Genomic DNA, 20,781 nt, shown 5'->3' on the forward strand with positions numbered 1-20,781 from the left:
CCCATGCAGAACCTGGCCCATAGCGCATCCTTTGATTCGGAAGATAAGGATGCCCCATCAAAGCCTGGGATCAAACATCTAGTTGGCAAACAGGCGCTGGAGCTGGAGTTTCTAAAGGGGGCTCTGAAAAGAGCACCACGGCTGAGAAGCGGAACCACATCCGTCATTACCGGCCCGCTGGTATCTCCGTCGCCGAAGGATGCCGGCTGATGGGGATCGCACGCTCTACCTACTATGACGGCCCCGAAAAGCCTGTCGATGACACCTCGATCGTGGAGGCCATGTTTGCCATTTGCGATGAGTTTGAATTTTACGGCTATTGTCGCGTTGGTGCCGCGCTGCGCCAGCAGGGCCTGATCATCAACCATAAGAAGATCAGGCGGTTAATGCGTCAACACGACCTGCATCCGAAGATCCGCCGTAGGTTCGTCGCGACCACAGACAGCAATCATGACGGCCCGATCTTCCCGAACCTGGCCAAGGATATCGTACCGACCGGCCCCCATCAGCTCTGGGTTTGCGACATCACTTACGTCGCGCTGCCAACCCGCTGCGTCTACGTCGCGGTCGTCCTCGATGCCTGGTCACGGTTGATCGTCGGTTATGCCATCAGTCGCAGCATCGACGCGCGTCTGACGGTTGCAGCTTTGAAGGCAGCGATAGAGCGTCGCCGGCCACCACGGGGCTGCGTCCATCATTCCGACCGCGGCTCCCAATACGCAGCTCAGGCATATCGGGATGCACTGGCTGGCGCTGAACTCGTCGGCTCGATGGGCCGCAAAGGCAATCCCTATGACAACGCCAGGGCCGAAAGCCTTATGAAGACGCTGAAGGTCGAAGCGGTCTATCCGATGGCCTATGAAACATTCGAAGACGTCACCGAACACCTTCCCCGCTTCATAGAGGAGGTTTACAACACCCGCAGACTTCATTCAGCGCTCGGTTATCTGAGCCCGCAGCAGTTCGAGGATCAACACATCCGGCAGACTGGCAAACAGCGGCCTGATCATTGTCCACCCCCAGGGGCGCACTCCATTGCTCGAACTAACAATAACCGTCCCATCCAGCGATACGCCCCTTGCAAGGCTGGAACGATATGATCCAGCCGGGTCAAGAAAGCCCAAACCAACCATTCCACCTGCACGGGTCCGTTTGAATGCCTCTTGGTACCCAACTGCATTGACGCTTAACCCAACGATCGTAGCGCCACCTGGGGAGATGCTGTAGGCAACGCTATCTATTCTTGAAGGGTTGAGGCCGCCCAGTAACCTCCATGCCGCCTGAACTCGTCCACCGAAATGCTTCTTCAGAGTTGGTTATTTGGCTAAGCCGACAACGACCGATCCATCCGAAGAAACGTCGTAGGCTCCACTGGCTGGACTGCTCGGATCGAATAAACCCAGTTCAGTCAGACTGGGGTCAGCCCGGGCATGCCCGCACCAAAACAGGGCCGCCGAACAAAGCAGAAATGCGGCAAGGCCAGCATTCATTAAAAATCACCGAAAGGCTCGGTGGGCTGGAAAGGGTCACGATCGCTACATTTGTGCGCAGGCGTTGGATCGCACATCACCCATTTGGGTGATGTGCAGGCTTTCCAGCAGGTCACCAGTGTGTTCAAATATAAGTTGCGGTACACACGCGGAGGGAAGTGGCCGTCGTGCAGATCAACCCCCTTCTCCTCGATGACGCCCTTGATCAGGTGCTTGGGGCGGCCCTCGCGCCGGAGCGTTGGAACTCGGTGCTGGAGAGGATCTGCGAGGCGACAGGGTCGTTCGGCGCGCATATCCTACCCCTACGCGGCAAGTTCTCACCCGGAGTGCCTGCAACGCCGAGCTTGTCCGAGGCGTTTGAGGCCTACTTTCGAGAGGGGTGGCATCTTCAAGACATACGCTTCGGTTGTGTGCCGCACGTTCTGCGAAAGGGCGTCGCGATAGAGCACGATATTTCATCCGAAGACGATTTTCGCAGGTCGAGCTACTATAATGATTTCCTGGGCCGCTTCGGGTTCCGATATTCTGCTATGATAGGCTTCACAACCGGCGACACGCTTTTGTCGTTAGGCCTTCAGCGTACGATGCGGGACATGCCTTTCGATCGCGAGGAAGAGCGTATCCTGACCAGGATGCGCAGCCGACTATCGCTGGCGGCTGACATCATGCGAGGCATTTCTTTCGAGCGGCTCGATGGCATGAGCGACGCCTTCGATATGGCGAATACACCTTGTGCTTTTTACGACAGGCACGGTCGCGTCACCCGTTTGAACAAGCTCTGCGAGAGCCTGCTCGATCAGGACATTCGTCTTGTCCAGGGAGAACTGACATCGCGCTGGGTCGAGGAAGGCGTAGCATTGCGTGGCCACATCAAGGCTGTCGTGCACTCGGTAGCAATCGCCGATAAGCTGGCCTCGACTCCAGTCCGCTTGTCCAGGCCGGGGAAAAGGCCATTGATTGTAAGGGCACAACGTCTACGCGGCATGCCTGCAGAAATCTTTTCCCATTCTATCGCGGTCGCCACTGTCACCAACCTTGAGGATCGTCCCGTACCGGCCGGCAAGATCTTGCAGATCTTATTCGCGCTCACGGCTCAGGAAGCAGTTGTCGCTATCCAGCTTGCTCGGGGTCTCAATCACAAAGAGATCGCTGAGGCGCTTGACCTAGGGTATGAGACAGTCCGGACGCACACAAAATCTATTATGGCAAAAACCGACACCAAGCGTCAGTCCGAGATCGCCGCTCTATTGTCCGGTATCCGGCTGTCCTAGTCTAGTAGAGGGTATCCATCCAAGGCCGAACGCGAATTGCGTCATCGCCACCGGGGAGTTTCTCCAGAAGCTCCGTGGAGGAAACCTGGATATGTTTCCGCCATACGCGCTCCGAGGAAACTCCATCCTCTTCATAAAGGGAGTTGGGCAGGTTCGCGTATTTCTCAACCGTCGTATCGAAAGCGTCGTGTTCGATCTTTATCCTGCTGACGAGCGATTGTATCTCGACCGTCAACCGGTCGAAGCGGCGATACACGCGGGGCAGGGAAGCCGCCAGCATCGTCGCCGATTGAATACGAAATTCCTGTTCGATGATCTCTGATGACTTCGCCCCTGACAGAGATCGCAGTTTCGCGAACTCGCCGGTTCGTATCCCGTCGATGCGGATTTGGACGATAGCCTTCCCGTCTTCCGAAAAGTGATACTGTCCGATCAGGTTACGGATTGCGATGAGCCCCAGCGAACCCCGGATGGCATAGACCTCCAACACGTCGTCGGCGCTTACCGCCGATACGATTGCGCCTCTGTTAGGCATCTCGTCTTCGTGCGGGATGCGTAGCGCCTCGCGCACCGGGCCGCGGGAAACGGCCATCTGAGCGGCGATGTCGGATTCGATCAGACGCGTACCAGCCACCAGAGAGCCGCTGATGATCGCTTTCCTCAGTTCGCTCGCGACTTCGGTAGCCGCATTCAATGGCTGCATGCGTCTGAGATGAACCATCTCCCTTTGGAGGGTTTCCTTCATGCAGGCTTCGCTCTCCGTCTGACCGCTTCCGATGCCGTTGAAAAGAACATGCGCACCGTGCCGGCCTTCCTCAAAAGTGGACGCATAGACGCAACGCGTCCAGCATGGCGGCGTGAACCGAGCGGCTGGCCACGGCATCGCCGATCCGATGCAGCGCGAATCCTGACTCGGACTTCTCCCGCAGAGGATACGGGCCAGCGGCCATGGCGCGGCTGTTCGCGCGCTCACTGGAGCGGCGTTTGAAGCCGATCGGCGTCTTGCCCGCGCAGCTTCCGATCTTGCTAGCGCTCTCGGAAGGGAACGCCCTGTCGCAAAAGGCGCTGGTCGAAGCCGCGTTTGTCGAGCAACCGAGCATGGTGGTCGTCTCAAGCGGATGGAGCGTGATGGTATCGTCGCACGGTCCGCCGATCCGGAGGATTGACGCGGTGTGCTCTACGCGCTGCCTCCAGAGGCGCTTTCGAAGCTCGAAGAGGTCAAGGCGACCATGGCTGAAGGCAATGCCGAGGCAATGGCCGGGTTCACCTATAAGGAACAGGCGATGTTCCTGACGATGCTTCGGCGGGTGGTCGACAATCTGTCCCGAACGCCGAAGGACTGAGCTCATGGCTTCCAGCGCGACGTAGCGAGACAAAAGTGCCGTGCCTTCACGCCAGAAATTTTGCCAGATTGGCAAGAGTCGATCGCAGGCCGATATCGTGATCTTCCTTGCTGATCCCGACCGGCACGTTCTCGCAGATGATCGAGACTTTCGTTCCTTCCGGCACAGGCTCAAGGCCCCACGTCATCCGGATCTCGCCTGCGAAGGCGGGATCGTCAGACTGAAACGTGACGGCGTGAACCACCTTCACGTCGGTCACGAGATCCACAAAGCGCCCTTCGACGACATCGGTGTCATCCGACGACTTGCCGCGGTTGGCGTGTTCGCCGCGATAGGTCAGCGCCATCTTGTAGCGGCCACCCGGACGCGCCTCGAACTTTTCAATGCGGCCGGTCATACCCTCTGGCGGCAACCATCGCTCCCATGCGCTGCCGTCGATAAACGCGGAGTAGATGGCGTGCGGTGACGCAGCGATCACAAGCGACGCGGAATCGACTCGTGGCTCTGTGGTGGATGTGGTCATCCTACGTTTTTCCTCCTCTCCTGGTTTCGAACATCTAGCCAAGTTCGTCGAATGAGATCGGCGATCTATTGCAGGCTGTCGCGATCGTTGGCGAGAATCCTGCGATAGACCGTGTGTGTCATCCAGTGTGTCCTCTTTAAATAATCCTCCCAGCAGCGACGGGTGCGCTCAGGTTCGGCCGCGGGATCACGGTGCAGAACGATCTTCGCCACCTCTTGCCAGTTTGCGCCGTCCCTCTCCGCATCAAGTAGCCGCATATAGGTGACGTAATGAGCTTCGTCGTATGGTGTGATCCTGTCGGACCACGGCACTTCGTCGGCGACTTCAGGGTCCAGCTCTCTCGCCAAGACAAACTCCTCTTGACCGGTCCTCCCCGTTCGGGCGACCGCCCTAAATTGCGAATTCTAAGTCTGCTGTGCGGTCCGTTCCATATCTCCGGCAAGATACCTGGTCAGGCTATCCAGCACCGTGTTCCGCCCGCGCTCGCGGCCTTCCGCGCCGTCATTCGGCGGGATCACGCACATCTGTTCGGCATAGGTCAGTCGCGTTCCGCCGTTCGCATCCTCAAACAGGATCGTCGCCAGCGAAACCGTGTGGACGCGCCCGTTCACGGCCATCGAATAGGCCAGCACGGTACGCTGCCCTTCCTTGATCTCAAAATAGCGGCCCTCGTTGGTATGCTCGCCCATGGCGTCGCGGAAACTGCTCCGCTCGGCGCCGCCGGCAGAGAAATCCATCTCCAACCCCTCGCTTCCGAGCCAGGCTGCTTTCTTCTCCCGGACGCTTCAGGCCGCCCAAACATGCTCCTTGCAATTCGGGTAGAGCCGTTCGAGCGTCAATTCGCGATGATGCTGTGATTGCTCGTTCATCAATTATCTCCATGAGCCAGAAAGGAGCCCAGGCTGTCGAGCCGATGCTCCCATTGCTGTCGGTGCTGGCTGACCCATTCGTCCACCCATTGCAGCGCGTTCGGCACCAGCATGACCGACCGCACACGTCCCTTTTTTCCGACCGGACGAGCCCTGCATTCTCCAACACCTTCATGTGCTTGAGAAAGGACGGGCCTGCCATATCGAACGGCGCGGAAAGCTCGGAGATCGACGCAGGCCCCTCCAATGGATCGCTGCCGGTACCGTATCCGCCATAGCGTCGACCCGATATGATCCCACAAGGACCTGCTTGTGGATCGACCTGCGGGACGGCGCTAGGCTTGTCGACAGCGGTAATGTCATCAGCCTGCGCGGCCGGCTCACCTCGAACGCTGCTCTGGAAACCGCAGCGGCGGCCGAGCGTCATGGCTGGGGCCGAGGTGCACGTGTATGGCGACCAAGCCTACAAGGATGCGGTTAGCGTGGCTGCCATGCTGCGCGGCATCGCGGTCACCAATCACCAACTTTCGCTCAGGGCGAAGGCCGAGCTTGATCGGTTGCTTGCAGAACGTGCAGAGGAACAAATCGCGACCTTGAAGCCGGAGCAGGGTGTGGATCGTCCATACAAACACTCCCCTCGTAAGCGATCGAGCAGCGACATCCATCGGCAGCTCTCAAAGCAAGCTTTCTCAGAGAGTGAAACTCCGTCTGCCAATCCCGACACGGAGAACGTCGCTCCGGTGCTGAAACCGCGCTTTCGCAGGATTGCAGCTTCACAGCAGCTATCACGGGGCACGGTTGCGTAACCCAAATGGGTCATGCGCCTCTTGTACAGTCACAGCATAGTGCCTCGCCCGCCTTGCGAGGGGAAGTTCAAACAGGTGGCCATTCAACCAGGAGCAGGGACGGCGCACGACCACGGAGGAGCGACATGCATTTCCCATCAACTTCCATCAGGGCAGTTATTTCCATTAGTGCAGTTATTCTCGGGGCGACTACGGTTGCCGCCATGGCTGTCAAGCTACCAAAGGGGGCGACCCCGCTCTCGGCAGATGAAGTACGCTTGATCTACAGTGGCAAGACCGGCGTCTACAGGGGCGCTGACACCTACTACGACCCCAACGGCACCACCAGGGGTGTATTCGGCAAACCCAAGGCGGTTGGCACCTTCAAGGGGACGTGGACCGTCAAAGGGAACGAACTATGCGAGTACAACAAGTCGAAGACCGACACCAAGGCCTCCACCAACTGCAACGCATTCTGGCGCGTGGGCAACAAAATTTACGCGTTATGGTCTGTCCATTTCGACGGGTCCAAGCCGGACAAGGTCAACGATTATTGGGTAGGCGAGGTGAAGCAACACAAGAAAGGAGACCTCGTCTCCAAGAAGTACGCCGCGATGGGTGGCGAGTGAGCATGTGCTTGCGCAGGCGCGCCAGCGTCGTGTGAATTCATCGTCAGGGCGGCAGGAGCCTTGGCCTGGCATCTAAAGTCATGAGCCACACCGGATGCATCTGACGCGGCATCGAGGCGCGCCGGTCCAAGTGTCCGCGAAGCGTCGCCTGCACGGATCGTTAGCTGGTCTTCGAGTTCACAGAGGGGGAACTGACCGTGCTCAATGGTTCGCTGCAGCGAGAACTCCCAGCGGCAAGGCATACATAACTCAAATGGGGGATGCCCTACGTGGCTGGATGGCTAGTCTATGGGTACAGGAGGCGTGTCACAGGTGCGCAACGGAGGCTAGGATCAGAATCTTGACCTTAAGGGGCGGGGGCCCCTACGAACCGCTGTGCGATCCCGCCGGCAATTGGTTGGTTTGGGACGCTGTACAAGAGAACGTAGCCGAATTCGATGGCAACATTCTTTTTGGCCTCCAACCGGGAGAGGCGCTGAGGATCTCCACGCTGATGAACGACGGAGTAAGGCTTTCGGCAGGCGTGGGTTCACCCTGCCGAACTGCGCAGCAGGCGTGAGATGCCGAAGCGGGACCGTGCGGGAAAGCGAATGGGCCCTTTGAAAATCACGCTAATACCAACCTAGCGCACGGTGTCAGATGCGGGGAGAACGTCGCATTCGGCCGACGCTGATCGCGCTGGACTTTCTCGGTGCGAATCGTCCTCGCAATTCTCTACCGACCAAGGATACGCGGCAGAAGCAGCGCGTCGCGGATTCCGGCCGTTCGCAGCACCGCCCCTCGGATCGGTGCTAGCGAGGCGGCGCGTTGGCCAACCTGGCGAGGAGGGCAACCAGTTCCGATTGACGGTGGGTCTGGGTCTTTGCGAAGACCGCCTTCAGATGGTTGCGGGCGGTCTCATAACGAATCCCAAGCTCGTCGGCGATGGACTCGAGCTTCCGGCCGGACGAGATATGGCGAGCCAATCCCGCTTCCGCAGCCGTCAGGCCAAAGCAGGACCGCAATATCGCCTCCGGCGGTTGTGGATCGGAGTCGGGGTCAAGGATGACAACCACCGCCTGGCATGGAGCGAGGGCGTTCGGCGAGACCGCGCCGAGGCGCATCGGATACGCTATCAAGGAACGGCCTTCGATGCGGGGGAGCGCAACTGGAGGCATCGTGGCCGACGGAGTTCTGACCCACAGGAGCTCACGTAACGATCGGTCGAGCGCATCCGTAGCGTCCTTGTTCCAGGACACCAGCCGGCCGCAACGGACCTGGAGGCTCAAGCCCAGCAGCGCTTCAGCGGCTGGGTTTACGAGAACTACCTTCCCGCCCCCGTCCAGCAGGACGGCCGCCCTTCCGCTGGCGCCGAAGGCGTCGGAACTGGATTCCGCCCGGGCGAAGCCGAGAGCCCGAGCAACCGCTACAGACGGCCCCAGATGCCTTGACAGCCTTGCCAGTTCTTCGAGTTCGCTGGGTGAGAAGGGACCCTTGTCGATCGACCGTTGCAACGACAGACACCAGAAATCGTCGCCGGCGCCCACTTTCACTCCCGCGTACCAAAGCAGGCCTTGGGACGAAAGAAAATCCTGGTAGTACGGGTGCCTGGTAATCTCGTCGGGCGTAAAAATGTCGAAATCAGTGGCGACCCCGCGCCGTGCAAGGAATGGGAGCAGGCGGTATCGCTCATCCCGGTGGATCCATCCGCCTTTGACATATGTCTCGAATCCTTCCGCAGATCCTTGGCTGTGGGGAATGCGCGGCGAATGTCGTCTCACGTCGAACAGGAGAGCCCCGGCGCTTTCGGTGGCCCTCTCCGCCACCTCCATCGCCGCATCCCACTGCGACGGATCAAGCGCAGCGGCCGAGAAGGCAACGCTAATGGCTCCCAAGTCGAATGTCGTGCCCATCCCAACCCCCGGAATGAGGCAGTAGCTAAGCGCAGGGAGATGGAGAATTCAAGCGATGGAAAGGGATTCAGCCTTTTGGGGCTTTAGCCGCGCTCATCGGCCCTCTGACCCGCTGGGATTGCTTTGCTTACCCACGACGCGCTTAACGCGCCGAGAGCGTCACGGATTGCGGCCGTTCACGGCGACGCTCGTCGGATCGGCGCTAGCGAGGCGGCGCGTTGGCCAACCTGGCAAGGACGGCGACAAGCTCCGACTGGCGGTGAGTCTGGGTCTTTGCGAAGACCGCCTTCAGATGGTTGCGGGCGGTTTCGTAGCGAATGCCAAGTTCGTCGGCGATGGACTCGAGCTTCCGGCCGGACGAGATATGGCGAGCCAATCCCGCCTCAGCGGCCGTGAGGCCAAAGCAGGATCGCAATATCGCCTCCGGCGGTTGCGGATCGGAGTCGGGGTCAAGGATGACAACCACCGCCTGGCAAGGAGCGAGGGCGTTCGGCGAGACCGCGCCGAGGCGCATCGGATACGCTATCAAGGGACGGCCCTCGATGCGGGGGAGCGCAACTGGAGGCATCGTCGCCGAGGGCGCCCTGATCCACAGGAGTTCCTTCAACGACTTCTCTAGCGTATCGGTGGCATCCTTGTTCCATGACGCTAGCCGGCCGCAGTGGACCCGGAGGTTCGACCCCAGCAGCGCCTCCGCAGCCGGGTTCACTAGAAGCACCTTCCCATATCCGTCCAGCATGACGGCCGCGCTTCCGCTGGCGCCAAAGGCTTCGATTCCGGCCTCAGCCCGAGCGAGGCCGAGTGCTCGGGCAACTGCAACCGACGACCCTAGAATTCTGGACAGTTCCTCCAGTTGCGCGATTTCGGGGGGCAAGAATGGACCTCGCTCGATCGAGCGCTGCAGCGAGATGCACCAGCAAGCGTCGCCCGCCGCGATTTTCACGGCGGCGTACCATCGGAGACCCAGAGGCGACAGGAACTCCTGATAGTATGGATGATTCGCGATGTCCTCAGCGGTAAAGAGGTCAAGGTCCGTGGTGACGCCCCGCCGTGACAGGAAGGGGAGCAGGCGGTATCGCTCATCCCGGTGGATCCATCCGCCTTCCACATAGCTTTCGAAGGCCTCCACCGCCGCCTGACTGTGGGGAATGCGCGGGAAATGGCCTTTCAGGTCGAACAGGAGAGCCCCGGCGCTTCCCGTGGCCCTCTCCGCCACCTCCATCGCCGCATCCCACTGGGACGGATCAAGCGCTGCGGCCGAGAAGGCAGCGCTAATGGCTTCCAAGTCGAATGTCGTGCCCATCCCAACCCCCGGAATGAGGCAGTAGCTAAGCGCGGGGAGCTTGATAATTCAAGTGATGGACAAGGGATTGCTACAAGTTCGGCTTTGACCGTGAAATCGCTTCCACAATTGACCCGTAGAGAGGCTGCTTAGGGCTGAGGTCCTGGTTGAACACTCCAGGCCGAGCTCCAGAGTAGGGTTCGACACCTAAAGTCCCTGTTTCGATGGTGTTCATTCGATCAATCGGTGCGAAGAATGTGACCTCCCGCAGCCTCTTAAGCTCGCATAGGAATTTGAAAGCTCGAACGTATCGGTCAGCGACAATGCGATTATTTTCTTCTATCGACCTTGGCCACCAGCCATCACGCTTCGGCTCTCCCCGGATACCGTAGATCTGAGTGAGTTCGGTTATGTGAATGTCGTAGTCCAGGTTCGCAATCCGTTGGAAAAACGGAACCCTGAGTGTCAGGTCTGGGTGCATAAAGCCACCAAGCGCGGCGCCAGTTATCGGCACATTCCGCTTGCGCAGCCGCTCTAGCAAGGACAGATAGTCCTTTGTCTTGCGCTTAAACCACTTCTGCGGGTTAATCTCTGGGCCAAATTCCTGATATATTAGCAGCGCATCCGGCGCTGCCTCATGCGCGGCCTGGAACAGGATGTCGACATACCGCTCTCCCAATGCATTGCTGAAGGGGTCCTTCCGAATGCCGCCTTCGTGGTCAGCCAGGATTTCATCCATGACTTGTATAATGGCATTCCTGCCGCGCAGAGGCCGGCAAGCCTGCTCGGCCCGACGCACGAGCGTCTTCTCAAGCTCCGACTTGCTTTTGGGTGTACCATCGGCGCGCAGATGCGCATTGGCTGGCAATGCCTCGTGCGAATAGACCTGCCTACCGCGAGGCCTAAGCCCAAGATTTTTACAGTTATCCAGAAAGAAGTTCAGATCGCTGAAGGCGGGATCTGCGTCAAACCCGGGATTAGCGTCCCACTCCATCTCCTCGAAAAGATTGGCGGCCAGCGTAAAATTCTCTGCAAATAAGCCTGCTATCTTTGAGTTGGCCAGTTGGGCGACAGTGACAAATCCTCCAACTTCGATACCGCGTGTTTTTGCGGCCTCTCTGATTGTCTGCGCGGCCTGCGCCCAGCCGCGCGGTGGCTGACAGGTCATCGCCGAGGCAATGCCGGCCAGAATGAATTCCCGACGGTTCATTGCTCGGCGTGTGGCCATCTAAATACCCAATCGCCGAGGCGATCAGCCTCTAACCTTTGCCTTGAGCTCGGTGATCGTTTTCACGACGCCGCGGTCTCCCTTGGACAGCTTCGACAGGTTCTCGTCCGACCAGTCGTTCCGCTGGTCTTTCGCCTGGCTCCATAGATCCCACATTTTTCCGTCGGGTCCCCGCATCCACGTGTTGCAGTCGCGCTTCCCCGACTTTCCTGTCTTGCCGGTCTTGACCTCGGTCCATGAGCCGCTGATGCATTGCGTATTGCCGCGAACCGTCCACTTCCCTTCGAAGAACCAACTCTTGTCCTTTGCATGCGAGTAGTACTTACCGTCAGGCGCGTGATAGCCGCGAATGGTGTCCCAGTCAGCCGTCATGCCCGAGTAGATCTTCGCTACCTCGGCCTTGGTCAGCTGGACTGATCCCTTCGGCAAGGGCCACGCAAAACTGGTGGACGTGAAGGCCGCAAAAGCCGCAAAAGCCACGGTGCCATACCATGCTCGCGAAAGAAAACGTATCATCTCAATCTCCTGCGAATGTGCCCAAACTTCATTGGACTAGCGGGTTGAGATTCCATCATTGATGGCTTTACCGCATGACCCAGATGGGTCATGCGGTTCTCAAGCGGGCCGAGGGTGGTCTACGCCAAGGCGCCCTTCGCTGGGCCGGAAGCGGTGCTGGCCTACCTGTCGCGCTACATGCACCGAGTGGCGATCTCGAACAGCCGCCTCAGCCGCGCGGACCGCCGGACGGTCCCCGTCGACCGCCGTCGACCGGGAGCGGCGCGCCATGACCCGGCATGGAATGGTTCAGCCTTCAGCTGCGAGCCCTCACCCTCCTGCAACGGATCGACGCACGTCTATGGTGACTGTGGCCCGGGGGTTCCTTCCTCTGGGACTTTCGTACGCCTGCCGGCGCCCGAAACTCTTCACGGAAGCTGACTCTTCGTTTTCGGGAAGAGTGTGTTAGATGGCAGATCTTGAAATCGTTTAGCCGGAGCGCCGCCCATCTCAATCGACCCCTTCGCCCCTCTGCGCCAACGCTTCCTCATCCGCTGCGCCGATCAGCTCGCCGAGCTGAAGGCCATCGCGCTTCAAGCTGCTCCCCTGCCCGGCAACGACCCGCTGATCCGCCTCGCCCATTCACTGGCCGGCGCGGCCGGCACGTTCGGCTTCGCTGAGATCAGCACGTGGGCTTCGGCGCTGGAGACGCTGCTCATCGAGCAGGCGGAGGACGGGGCTGTGCGCGCGGCGCTCGATGCCTTGATCGCGGAGATCGAGCGGACGTTGGCCTGACGGCCCCCCTTACCCTGAGTCCGCCGACCACGCCTATTTCTTGGCGCCGCCGAGGCCGGTCCTGGTCATCTCGCCCCAGCCCTGGTTGCCGCGTAAAAATTGCCACCAGCCTTTCACGCGCCAGAAATTGTTGAGCTGGCGGTAGCCGAAATTCTCGATCACGGCGGCGGCCGTCAGCACGGCAAGGTCCCTGGCGCGGGGGAAGCGCTGCAGCTCGGCCTCCTCCAGGATCAGCGAGCAGACGCTGACGCAGACGCCATAGGTGAAAATGAGCGCGGTGAAGGCGAGGAGGTATTCGGCCGACAGGATGCCGAGCAGCCAGAAGGCCGGGATCAGGATATAGCCCAGCACTTCGGCCACCGGTCCCAGCACGTCGACGATCAGGATGTGGCCAAAACCGAGGAAGCCGACGCGGCCATAGCGCGGGTTGAAGAGCATCGAGCGGTAGCGGAAGAAGCATTCGAGCGCGCCGCGCTGCCAGCGCGAGCGCTGGCGGCCGAGCACGCTCAGCGTTTCCGGCGCCTCGGTCCAGCACACCGGCTCGGGAATGAACTGGATGCGGTATTTGCGCTTCCTGTCGCGCATATGGCGGTGCAGCTTGATGACGATGTCGAGGTCCTCGCCCATCGAGCCCTTGGTGAAGCCGCCCACCGCAACCGCTTCTGCGCGGCGGAACATGCCGAAGGCGCCGGACACCAGCATCAGCGTGTTGATGCTGCTCCAGGCCAGCCTGGCCATCAGGAAAGCGCGCAGGTATTCCACCACCTGGAACAAAGGCAGCAGGCGGCGCGGCAGGTGGATCTCGCGCACCCTGCCCGCCTCGATCCTCGAACCGTTGGCGATGCGGATCGTGCCGCCCACGGCGATGGTGCGCTCGGGGTCGTCGATGAAGGGCTGGGCGGCGCGCATCAGCGCATCGGGATCGAGGATGGAATCGCCGTCGATGACGCAGAAGAGCGGCGCGCGGCAGACATTGATGCCGGCGTTCTGGGCATCGGCCTTGCCGCCGTTTTCCTTGTCGACCACGAACAGCCGTTCGGTCACCGGCGAGGAATAGAGGCCGCGGATCGGCTGGTGCGCCAGCGCCTCCTCATAGGGTCTGTGGAACTTCACCAGCTTGAAAGCCTCGATGAGGCGCAGCAAGGTGTCGTCCTTCGAGCCGTCATTGATGACGACCACCTCGAAATTCGGATATTCGAGCGCCAGCATCGACTGGACGCTCTCGACCACGTTCAGCGCCTCGTTATAGGCGGGCACCAGCAGCGCGATCGGCGGCGCGATATCGCCATAGCGCTGCCACAGCAGCGCCGAGCGCGCCACCGGCGGACGCTTGGACAGCGCGTAGCCGGCGACGACGAGCTGCAAGAGATAGATCGTCGTCTGCGCCAGCCCCGCCCCGATGATGAACCAGGACAGGATGGTGGCGGCAAGCACGACCTCGTGACTCCAGTCGGCGATCATAGGGCCGGTCCCTCGGCAAGGATGAGCGAGGCGGTGCGCTGGCTGCGCGACACCTCGGCGGAAGCGATCTCGCGCAGCAGCCGCTCTCCCGGCTGGCCGAACGAGCGCAGCGCGTTGGCGGCGGCATAGCGCACGGTCCAGACCTCGTCGTCCATCAGCGTGGACAGGGGCGCTGCGAGCTCGGGCAGGCCGAGGCGGCCCGCGGACTCGGCGGCGGCGGCGCGTACGTCCCAGTCGTCGTTTTCCATGGCGCGCTTGAGGATGGCCGGCGCCTGGGCGTGCCCCGTCAGGCCCAGCGCCCGCAGCGCGGCGGCGGCAACCTCGGGCGCGGCATCACCGGCGAGGCCCGCGAAGAAATCGGCGAAGCCGAAGCCGCCGGCCCGCGCCAGCGCGTCGATCGCAGCCGCTCTGATGAGGGGCGAGGCGTCGATGCGCGACGCGTGGACCGCAAGCTCGTTGAAGCGCGAGCGCGGAAAGCGCCTGAACAGCTCGATCAGGCGCCGCGAGCGCTGCCCCGCCACGCCGATAAAGTCCAGCGCGGTGCCGAGCAGCGGCAGGCTGCCGAGATCGCAGAGCGCGATGGCCGCGGCGATCCTGACTTCGCGCGAACGGTCCTGGGCAAGCGCGGAAAGCAGGCTTGCCGACGCATCGTCCGAAGCCAGCGCCGCCAGCATCTCGGCGGCGTGGATGCGGTCGGCGACGTTGCCTTTCCGCAGTTGCCTGGCGACACGGGCCGGCAGGCCGCATTCGTTGAAGGCGACAAGCACGTCGTCCCTCTCCTCGCCGCGCAGCAGCGAAATGAACTCGAAGCCGGCGTCGATCGCGATGCCGGCCGGCACGCCAAGCACCGCGGTCTTCAAGGCCTCGCGATCGCGGTTTTCGCTGAAGGTGATCAGCGCGGTCAGAATCTGGCGCCGCTGGTCGGCCGTCGCCCTGCCGCGGCGTTCCTGCAGCATGCGGCGCGCGATCAGGAACAGCATGATCACCAGGGAAAGCGCGCTGAGCAGTATCGACAGGTCCCAGATGTACCACATGGTCAGAACCGCGCCGTCAGGCCGAGGCCGAATATGTTGCGGTCGAAGGTCGGGCGTTCTTCATGCGCGACGCTGGCGCGCAGCGTCAGCGGATCGCTGACGTCGAAGGAAATGCCGCCGAACACGCTGCGCGTCGGGATCAAAGCGCCGTCGTCGATCTCGGGGGCGTCGGCATAGCCGGCGAAGACGTTGAAACGCTCCGTCACCGCAAGGTCGGCGCGAAGCACGTAGCCGTCGGCGCGCGAGCCGATATCGTCCTGCGCATGCACCCAGCGGGCGGAAAACCCCAGGCGGCCGTCGAGGACATAGGCCTGGATCCAGGGCTGGATGCTGGTGACGCCGGTGTCGACGAAGTCGTCGTAGCGGGCATCGATGTTGAGCGAGAGCGGGCCGAACGCCTTTGCCGGCGCCACGACCTGCCAGGACGCGCCGGCGCCGATCGAATAGCGCGCCAGGAAATCGGCGTCCGGCGTCGCTGCCGCGAGCGCATAGGCGGAGAAGGCCGGCGTAAAGGCCTGGTCGATGCGGCCCTCGATCTGGACGTCGGTGCGGCCGAAGCGCGTCGCCAGCCGGGTGTGGCCGGAAATCGTCGTGCGCGGCGACAGCCGATAGGCAAGGCCGGCCGAACTGTCGGTCCAGTCGCCCAGCCCATTGGTGAGATCGCTCACCTCGCTGCCGAGATCGAGCCGCCATTTGCGCGGCGGCGGCACGGCCAGCCTCTGCTCGATGTCGGCGGAGCCCGGCTCGATGGCGAGCGCTTGGGTGTAGGCTTCCCGCGCGGCCTCGTCGTCGCCCTCGGCGCGGCGCACGTCGCCGATCCCGACCAGCGCCTCGGCATTCTTCGGCTCAAGCGCAAGCACGCGCTGGAACGATTGCCCGGCCCGCCTTTGGTCGCCCTCGATAAGGGCGATCCTGCCATCGAGGTCGAGCGCCTCGGCATTGACCGGCGCGCTCGCCAGCGCCTCGTCGATCAGCGCACGGGCGCGCGGCGTATCGCCCTGCCAGATCGCCAGGCGCACCTTGCCCAGCCTGGCATCGAGAAGGCCGGGCTCGATCGCCAGCGCGCGGTCGAAGAAATGCCCAGCTTCGTCGAAGCGCTGGCTGGAGCCGACGACAAGGCCAAGCGCGACCAGGATGTCGGTGTTTTTCGGTGAAAGCTTCAGGGCGCGGCGATAGACCTTTTCCGCCTCTGGCAGCTTGCCTGCCTGGCGCAGGCGCCTGCCTTCTTCCATCAGACCGGGGACGGGATCGGGCCGGCGATAGGGTTTCCTCACCGGCGCGGCAGCCGTGGCAGCCGGTTTCAGCTTGCTGACCGCCGGCTGTTTCGCCTTGCGGATGTTCTCGACAAGCGTTGCGGCGTCGGCATTGGCCGGGTCGGCCTTGGCGACGGCTTCGGCGAGCGGTAGTGCTGCGTCCAGATTGCCGGAGCGGAACTCGACCTCGGCCATGCCGAAAGAGGCATCCCGGTAAGTCGGGGCGATCGAAAGGGCCTTGGAAAAGGCGTCACGCGCCGCCTGAAGGTCGTTGCGGCCGAGCTCGGCGAAGCCAAGCTGGACCAGCGCATCGGCATTGTCGGGCTTGAGCGCCAGCGCGCGCTTCAAGAGATCTGCGGCCTCGTCGAAATGCTGCGCTTGCCTCGCCTTCACGGCCGAGGCGTAGAGCTCGTCGACCGTCTGCGCCAGCGCCGCGCGCGGAGCGGCGGCGACGGCCAGGATCAGGCATGCGGCAAGGCTCAAGCGCCGGCCGCGCCGCATCAGCGCTTCCCGCCCTTGCGCGCGATCAGCCGCGCGAGCCTGGCCAGCAGTTCCTCGGGGATGAATGGCTTCACCAGATAGTCGTCAGCCCCCTTGTCCAAGGCCGAGACAATGTCCTTTTCGCCCTTGCGGGCAGTCAGCATGACCACCGGCGTTTCGGACAGGGCCGGGTCGCCCTTGATGCGGGCCAGCACCTCCAGACCGTCAGCCTTCGGCATCATCGCGTCGAGCACGACGACGTCGGGAGCGTCCCGCCGCACCTTCTCGAGCGCCTCCGCCCCGTCGACGGCCTTGACGACCTCGTATCCCTTCGCCCTCAACCTGAATTCCATCAGCTCGAGCAACAAGGGATCATCGTCGCAGATCAGAATTCTCGCCTTCGCTCCATCCACCAGTCATGCTCCGGTTTACGCCTCGTTGCCCCCCGGAGTAACCGACCCATGAACCGACATCCGCCAACGCGGTCCATGAACCAAGCCCGCGCGGCCACCCGCGCCGGCCAATGCCGCCCAAATCATAGACAAGCCGATTCGCGACGGCCGCATTTCGATGCAATCAGTAGATGAATATCGGCGCATGGTATAGGAGGCGTAAACACCAGGCCGGTGCTTGCCGACAAGCGTCTCGCCGCTGCACGCGCTCTCCCGGCTAGGCCGCCGAGCCGCCGGCGCGCGACGCAAGCAGCCTCTTCACCTCGCCGGCAAGCGCAAGCGGGTCGAAGGGCTTCGCGATAACCCCAACCGCTCCCATGGCGAGATAGCGCTCGACCTCGTGCGTCTGGGTGCGCGCCGTGATGAACACCACGGGTATCGTCGCCGTCGGCTGCGATTCGGCCAAGCGCTTCAGCGTCTCCGGCCCGTCCATGTCCGGCATCATCACGTCGAGCAGGATGAGGTCGGGCAGCCATGCCGCCGCGTCGACCAGCGCCGCCACGCCCGAAGCGCAGGACCGCACTTCGAATTCCGGCTCGAGCTCGAGCGACATCTGAGCGATTTCGCGGATGTCGTCCTCGTCATCGACATAAAGGATCCTTGACGGCATAAAGGTCACTCCCTGGCTTGCGCGGAGGCGTCGCGGGTCGAAACCAGCATGTTCCTGACCAGCCTTGCGACATCGATCTCCGACGCCTTGGTCTTGGTCATGATCGCCTGCACGCGATCGCCCAGCTTGTCGTCCAGCTCGGCTGCGGAAAACACGATGACCCCTGTTTCGAGCGGCAGATCGGTCAGCAGGTCCAGTCCCGATCCGTCGGGGAGCGCGATGTCCAGGATGACAAGATCGAAACGATGGTTCGCGATCGCCTGCTGCGCGTCCTTCAGCGTTTTCGCCGAGGTGATCGAGACCCCCGAACCCAGGCCCTCCGACATCACCGCAAGCACGCCCTCGTCATCCTCGACATGCAGGATCTGCGGTTTCGGCTCGACCCTGCGGCCGACGATCTTGGCCAGAGCCGCGTGCAGCCGCTTCGAATCCACCGGCTTTTCCAGCCAGTCGACGATGCCGACAGCGGTGCCGTTCAGCGAGCGCCTGGCTTCGTCGGCGACGGCGGAGATGACGATGACCGAAATGTCGGAATTCACCGGTGACGCCCTGATGTCGTGGAAGAGCTTGATGCCGGACTCCCCCGCCAGCTTGATGTCGAGCGTCAGCGCCACGTAGTCGCGCGAGCTCAGCAGCGCCTTGGCGGTATCGATGTCGGGGGCGACATCGCTGGAAAAGCCTTCGGCATCGAGAAGTGCGGCGATCACCGTGGCTACATCCGACTCGTCCTCGCAAATCAGGACACGCAGCCGCCCATCGCGCTTGCGCGACCGGCGCTCGACCAGAACAGGCCTCTCCTCCTGCCTATGCGCTTCGGCAAGGTCGACGTGAAACGACGTCCCCTTGCCTTCCTCCGTTTCGAAGGAAACGGTGCCGCCCAGCTTTTCAGCGATGGTCTTGACGATGCTCAAGCCCAGGCCCGTGCCGCCCTTCCTGCGCGTGCTGGACGCGTCGGCCTGCTCGAACTTGCCGAATATGCGGCTGCGGAACGCTTCGGGAATGCCCGCGCCCTGATCGATCACGGAGATGCGCAGCATGCCGCCGTCGCGGCGCTGCAGCTTCACCATCACGGTGCCGCCGTGATCTGAGAACTTGATCGCATTCGACAGAAGATTCGCCATCACCTGGTGCAAGCGGTCCGGGTCGATATTGGCCTCGGCGCGCGGGGCATCGTCGACAAGGACGATGCGGATCCTGCTCTCGGCCATATAGTTGGAACTGGCGGCGATGGCCTGCTCCAGGACCGGGCGCACAGGCATCTGCTTGATCTTGAAGCTGATGACGCCCGATTCGATCTTCTCCATGTCGAGGATATCGTTGATGAGAAGAACCAGCCTCTCGCTGTTGTTGTGGGCGATGTTGACGAGATTGGCGGCCTTGGCCGGCAATTCGCCCGCGACGCCCGCCGCGATCAGGCCGAGCGAGCCGCGGATCGACGTCAGCGGCGTGCGCAGCTCATGGCTGACCGTCGAGATGAAATCGTTCTTGAGCTGGGCGTTGCGCTTCTGCTCGGTGATGTCGCGGTTATAGGTGATGACGCCGACGATCTTGCCGGTCTCGTCGCGAAAGGGAGCCTTCAAGGTGTAGAGCCAGCCCTGGCTGCCATCCGGGAAAAGCGCGGGCTGGTCGAGGCGTGATGTCAGCCCGGTCTCCAGCGCGCCCAGTTCATCCTGCCTGAAACGCTCGGCCACGTCCTTCGGATAGAAATCGAAATCCGTCCTGCCGATAAGATTCTCCGCCGAGGCGGCGCGCATCATTTCGGCGGTGGCCGGGTTTGCAACGACAAAGCGGCCGGCTGCATCCTTCACGTTGAGGCAATCCGGCAGCTCGCGGACCATGGCGCGGTAGATCATGTTGGACATGGCGAGATCGCGGCGCCGCTGCTGCCGGTCGAGCAGCACGCCGATGATGAAGGTGCCGAGGAATCGGAATACCAAGGACGGAAGCGTGCTCTGCTGAACGAAGCCGGCGAGGACCTGCTGGGGAATGACCACAAGCGTAATCAGCCCGGCGAGCGCGACCGTCACGCCCAGACCGAGTATATCGAGCATGGTGCGCGAGCGGACCGCGACGACGTGGTGCCATGCCAGTCCGACAACGGCCGTGATCAGGATGCTCATGACGCCGACACTCGCGCCCTGCCCGCCAAGATAGGCGCGATAGGCAATGGAGCCGGCGGTTGCGATGAACATCGCCGGCCATCCGCCGAAGAAGGCGGCCGCGCCGATAAAGGCGGCACGCAGGTCGACCGCGAAACCGGAGACGTTCAGGGCCGTCGCCATGGAAATGATCGAACCCGCGCACATGACCGCGCCCAAAAACAGCGATTGTATCAGCCGCGGGAGGCGCCCCGTGAAATCCGCCACGAGGTCCCAGGCGACGACCAGGATCGAGACGAGGGCAAGATTGCCCAGGAGTGAGCGCCAGATCTCGGTCATGACTTTCCAGCTCCTTTTTCCCGATAGATACCGGCAAAACCTGTCCGAGGTCTAAACAGGCAGCGCACTGGCCATCAGCTGGATAGTTAATTTCATCCGGCTGGGAAACGATCGCCCGCGAGTTCCGTAGAAGAAGCGCGCCGCCGAGGACCGAGGCTGCCCGGCCGGTTCAGCCAGCTGCGACGACGATGCGCACACTTGTGCTCCCTTATGGGCGAATGTTGGAGGGGTGGAAATGGTCACCGGCATTCCTGTCGATGTTCACCCTACCCACCGGCCTGTTTGATCCACAGAGGTGGATAAGTCCGCTCGACCGCTTTTGGTGCATGGACGCGATCGGGAGCGACCGGCTTTGGGCGCGCAGCCGGCAGGAGCATTTTGGGTCCGAAAACGAACTTCAGCTTCCAGTGCAACCCGCAGAGAAAGTTGTCATTCAGCTTCAATTCCTCAT

Annotated in this window: 19 protein-coding genes and 3 pseudogenes; 8 read left to right on the forward strand and 14 right to left on the reverse strand. The window is 62.0% G+C overall.

Going from position 1 to position 20,781, the window contains the following annotated elements; translation table 11 throughout:
• From FJ957_RS32250 to FJ957_RS16675, 3 genes and pseudogenes are all read left to right on the forward strand, one after another.
• Positions 1-210: pseudogene (locus FJ957_RS32250) on the forward strand (hypothetical protein); the annotation flags it as partial.
• Positions 183-1,100: an IS3 family transposase gene (locus FJ957_RS16670; protein WP_246685872.1), complete on the forward strand. Its 918-nt coding sequence runs from the start codon at positions 183-185 to the stop codon at positions 1,098-1,100. The pseudogene FJ957_RS32250 and the gene FJ957_RS16670, both read left to right, overlap by 28 nt.
• A 548-nt stretch (positions 1,101-1,648) precedes the next feature.
• A complete protein-coding gene (locus FJ957_RS16675) occupies positions 1,649-2,761 on the forward strand; it encodes a helix-turn-helix transcriptional regulator (protein ID WP_246685861.1) in 1,113 nt (370 codons plus the stop codon).
• 1 nt (position 2,762) lies between these two features.
• Here FJ957_RS16675 and FJ957_RS16680 read toward each other — a convergent pair whose 3' ends face one another.
• Positions 2,763-3,506 carry a GntR family transcriptional regulator gene (locus FJ957_RS16680; RefSeq protein WP_181180589.1) on the reverse strand — a complete coding sequence of 248 codons (744 nt, stop codon included), beginning with the start codon at positions 3,504-3,506 and terminating at the stop codon, positions 2,763-2,765.
• A gap of 427 nt (positions 3,507-3,933) precedes the next feature.
• Between FJ957_RS16680 and FJ957_RS32070 the strand changes: the two genes are divergently transcribed.
• Positions 3,934-4,104 (forward strand): hypothetical protein, encoded by a 171-nt coding sequence (locus tag FJ957_RS32070; RefSeq protein ID WP_210243245.1) that lies wholly within the window; start codon positions 3,934-3,936, stop codon positions 4,102-4,104.
• 46 nt (positions 4,105-4,150) lie between these two features.
• Here FJ957_RS32070 and FJ957_RS16690 read toward each other — a convergent pair whose 3' ends face one another.
• The 3 genes and pseudogenes from FJ957_RS16690 to FJ957_RS16700 all read right to left on the reverse strand — a co-directional run.
• Entirely contained in the window at positions 4,151-4,627 is a 477-nt protein-coding gene (locus FJ957_RS16690) for an SRPBCC domain-containing protein (RefSeq protein ID WP_140833133.1), read from the reverse strand.
• Between the two features lie 65 nt (positions 4,628-4,692).
• Entirely contained in the window at positions 4,693-4,974 is a 282-nt protein-coding gene (locus tag FJ957_RS16695; RefSeq protein WP_140833135.1) for a DUF2285 domain-containing protein, read from the reverse strand.
• 57 nt (positions 4,975-5,031) lie between these two features.
• A pseudogene (locus tag FJ957_RS16700) lies at positions 5,032-5,391 on the reverse strand (SRPBCC domain-containing protein); the annotation flags it as partial.
• 530 nt (positions 5,392-5,921) lie between these two features.
• On the opposite strand from FJ957_RS16700, the gene FJ957_RS16710 reads away from it, so the two are divergent.
• Positions 5,922-6,302 (forward strand): hypothetical protein, encoded by a 381-nt coding sequence (locus FJ957_RS16710; RefSeq protein ID WP_140833139.1) that lies wholly within the window; start codon positions 5,922-5,924, stop codon positions 6,300-6,302.
• Positions 6,303-6,427: 125 nt separating this feature from the next.
• The gene (locus FJ957_RS16715; protein WP_181180590.1) at positions 6,428-6,910 is read left to right on the forward strand and encodes a DUF995 domain-containing protein; all 483 of its coding nucleotides are present in this window, start codon (positions 6,428-6,430) and stop codon (positions 6,908-6,910) included.
• A gap of 791 nt (positions 6,911-7,701) precedes the next feature.
• Here the strand turns inward: FJ957_RS16715 and FJ957_RS16720 are convergent.
• The 4 genes from FJ957_RS16720 to FJ957_RS16735 form a co-directional block, all read right to left on the reverse strand.
• Complete coding sequence (locus tag FJ957_RS16720) at positions 7,702-8,802, reverse strand: helix-turn-helix transcriptional regulator (RefSeq protein WP_140833143.1); 1,101 nt, start codon at positions 8,800-8,802, stop codon at positions 7,702-7,704.
• A 202-nt stretch (positions 8,803-9,004) separates the two neighbouring features.
• Complete coding sequence (locus tag FJ957_RS16725) at positions 9,005-10,105, reverse strand: helix-turn-helix transcriptional regulator (RefSeq protein WP_140833145.1); 1,101 nt, start codon at positions 10,103-10,105, stop codon at positions 9,005-9,007.
• 70 nt (positions 10,106-10,175) lie between these two features.
• The gene (locus tag FJ957_RS16730) at positions 10,176-11,312 is read right to left on the reverse strand and encodes an endo-1,4-beta-xylanase (RefSeq protein ID WP_140833147.1); all 1,137 of its coding nucleotides are present in this window, start codon (positions 11,310-11,312) and stop codon (positions 10,176-10,178) included.
• Between the two features lie 24 nt (positions 11,313-11,336).
• Positions 11,337-11,828, reverse strand: a complete 492-nt coding sequence (locus FJ957_RS16735; protein ID WP_140833149.1) for a DUF995 domain-containing protein — start codon at positions 11,826-11,828, stop codon at positions 11,337-11,339.
• A 98-nt stretch (positions 11,829-11,926) separates the two neighbouring features.
• On the opposite strand from FJ957_RS16735, the pseudogene FJ957_RS16740 reads away from it, so the two are divergent.
• Positions 11,927-12,038, forward strand: a pseudogene (locus FJ957_RS16740) (transposase); the annotation flags it as partial.
• 300 nt (positions 12,039-12,338) lie between these two features.
• Complete coding sequence (locus tag FJ957_RS16745; RefSeq protein ID WP_281407682.1) at positions 12,339-12,602, forward strand: Hpt domain-containing protein; 264 nt, start codon at positions 12,339-12,341, stop codon at positions 12,600-12,602.
• A gap of 33 nt (positions 12,603-12,635) precedes the next feature.
• Here FJ957_RS16745 and FJ957_RS16750 read toward each other — a convergent pair whose 3' ends face one another.
• The 6 genes from FJ957_RS16750 to FJ957_RS16775 all read right to left on the reverse strand — a co-directional run bounded on the left by FJ957_RS16750 (position 12,636) and on the right by FJ957_RS16775 (position 20,330).
• Positions 12,636-14,063, reverse strand: a complete 1,428-nt coding sequence (locus tag FJ957_RS16750; protein ID WP_181180591.1) for a glycosyltransferase — start codon at positions 14,061-14,063, stop codon at positions 12,636-12,638.
• On the reverse strand, positions 14,060-15,097 hold the full coding sequence (locus tag FJ957_RS16755) for a HEAT repeat domain-containing protein (RefSeq protein ID WP_140833151.1): 1,038 nt from the start codon (positions 15,095-15,097) through the stop codon (positions 14,060-14,062). The genes FJ957_RS16750 and FJ957_RS16755 overlap by 4 nt, the downstream gene beginning before the upstream one ends.
• Positions 15,098-15,099: 2 nt before the next feature.
• On the reverse strand, positions 15,100-16,851 hold the full coding sequence (locus tag FJ957_RS16760; RefSeq protein WP_140833153.1) for a YaiO family outer membrane beta-barrel protein: 1,752 nt from the start codon (positions 16,849-16,851) through the stop codon (positions 15,100-15,102).
• Positions 16,851-17,243 (reverse strand): response regulator, encoded by a 393-nt coding sequence (locus FJ957_RS16765; RefSeq protein ID WP_140833155.1) that lies wholly within the window; start codon positions 17,241-17,243, stop codon positions 16,851-16,853. The genes FJ957_RS16760 and FJ957_RS16765 overlap by 1 nt, the downstream gene beginning before the upstream one ends.
• Positions 17,244-17,499: 256 nt before the next feature.
• Complete coding sequence (locus tag FJ957_RS16770; RefSeq protein WP_140833157.1) at positions 17,500-17,892, reverse strand: response regulator; 393 nt, start codon at positions 17,890-17,892, stop codon at positions 17,500-17,502.
• A gap of 5 nt (positions 17,893-17,897) precedes the next feature.
• Positions 17,898-20,330 (reverse strand): ATP-binding protein, encoded by a 2,433-nt coding sequence (locus FJ957_RS16775; protein ID WP_140833158.1) that lies wholly within the window; start codon positions 20,328-20,330, stop codon positions 17,898-17,900.
• Between the last annotated feature and the right edge of the window lie 451 nt (positions 20,331-20,781).

Source organism: Mesorhizobium sp. B2-4-6, from assembly GCF_006442775.1.
In the GTDB taxonomy this organism is placed as follows: Bacteria; Pseudomonadota; Alphaproteobacteria; order Rhizobiales; family Rhizobiaceae; genus Mesorhizobium.

Bases quoted from the DNA above. Each gene is read 5' to 3' on its own strand.
- FJ957_RS16760 (WP_140833153.1), bottom strand. From the start codon at position 16,851: ATGCGGCGCGGCCGGCGCTTGAGCCTTGCCGCATGCCTGATCCTGGCC.
- FJ957_RS16690 (WP_140833133.1), bottom strand. From the start codon at position 4,627: ATGACCACATCCACCACAGAGCCACGAGTCGATTCCGCGTCGCTTGTG.
- FJ957_RS16680 (WP_181180589.1), bottom strand. From the start codon at position 3,506: ATGAAGGAAACCCTCCAAAGGGAGATGGTTCATCTCAGACGCATGCAG.
- FJ957_RS16755 (WP_140833151.1), bottom strand. From the start codon at position 15,097: ATGTGGTACATCTGGGACCTGTCGATACTGCTCAGCGCGCTTTCCCTG.
- FJ957_RS16750 (WP_181180591.1), bottom strand. From the start codon at position 14,063: ATGATCGCCGACTGGAGTCACGAGGTCGTGCTTGCCGCCACCATCCTG.
- FJ957_RS16715 (WP_181180590.1), top strand. From the start codon at position 6,428: ATGCATTTCCCATCAACTTCCATCAGGGCAGTTATTTCCATTAGTGCA.
- FJ957_RS16725 (WP_140833145.1), bottom strand. From the start codon at position 10,105: ATGGGCACGACATTCGACTTGGAAGCCATTAGCGCTGCCTTCTCGGCC.
- FJ957_RS16730 (WP_140833147.1), bottom strand. From the start codon at position 11,312: ATGGCCACACGCCGAGCAATGAACCGTCGGGAATTCATTCTGGCCGGC.
- FJ957_RS16735 (WP_140833149.1), bottom strand. From the start codon at position 11,828: ATGATACGTTTTCTTTCGCGAGCATGGTATGGCACCGTGGCTTTTGCG.
- FJ957_RS16710 (WP_140833139.1), top strand. From the start codon at position 5,922: ATGGCTGGGGCCGAGGTGCACGTGTATGGCGACCAAGCCTACAAGGAT.
- FJ957_RS16770 (WP_140833157.1), bottom strand. From the start codon at position 17,892: ATGCCGTCAAGGATCCTTTATGTCGATGACGAGGACGACATCCGCGAA.
- FJ957_RS16720 (WP_140833143.1), bottom strand. From the start codon at position 8,802: ATGGGCACGACATTCGACTTGGGAGCCATTAGCGTTGCCTTCTCGGCC.
- FJ957_RS16775 (WP_140833158.1), bottom strand. From the start codon at position 20,330: ATGACCGAGATCTGGCGCTCACTCCTGGGCAATCTTGCCCTCGTCTCG.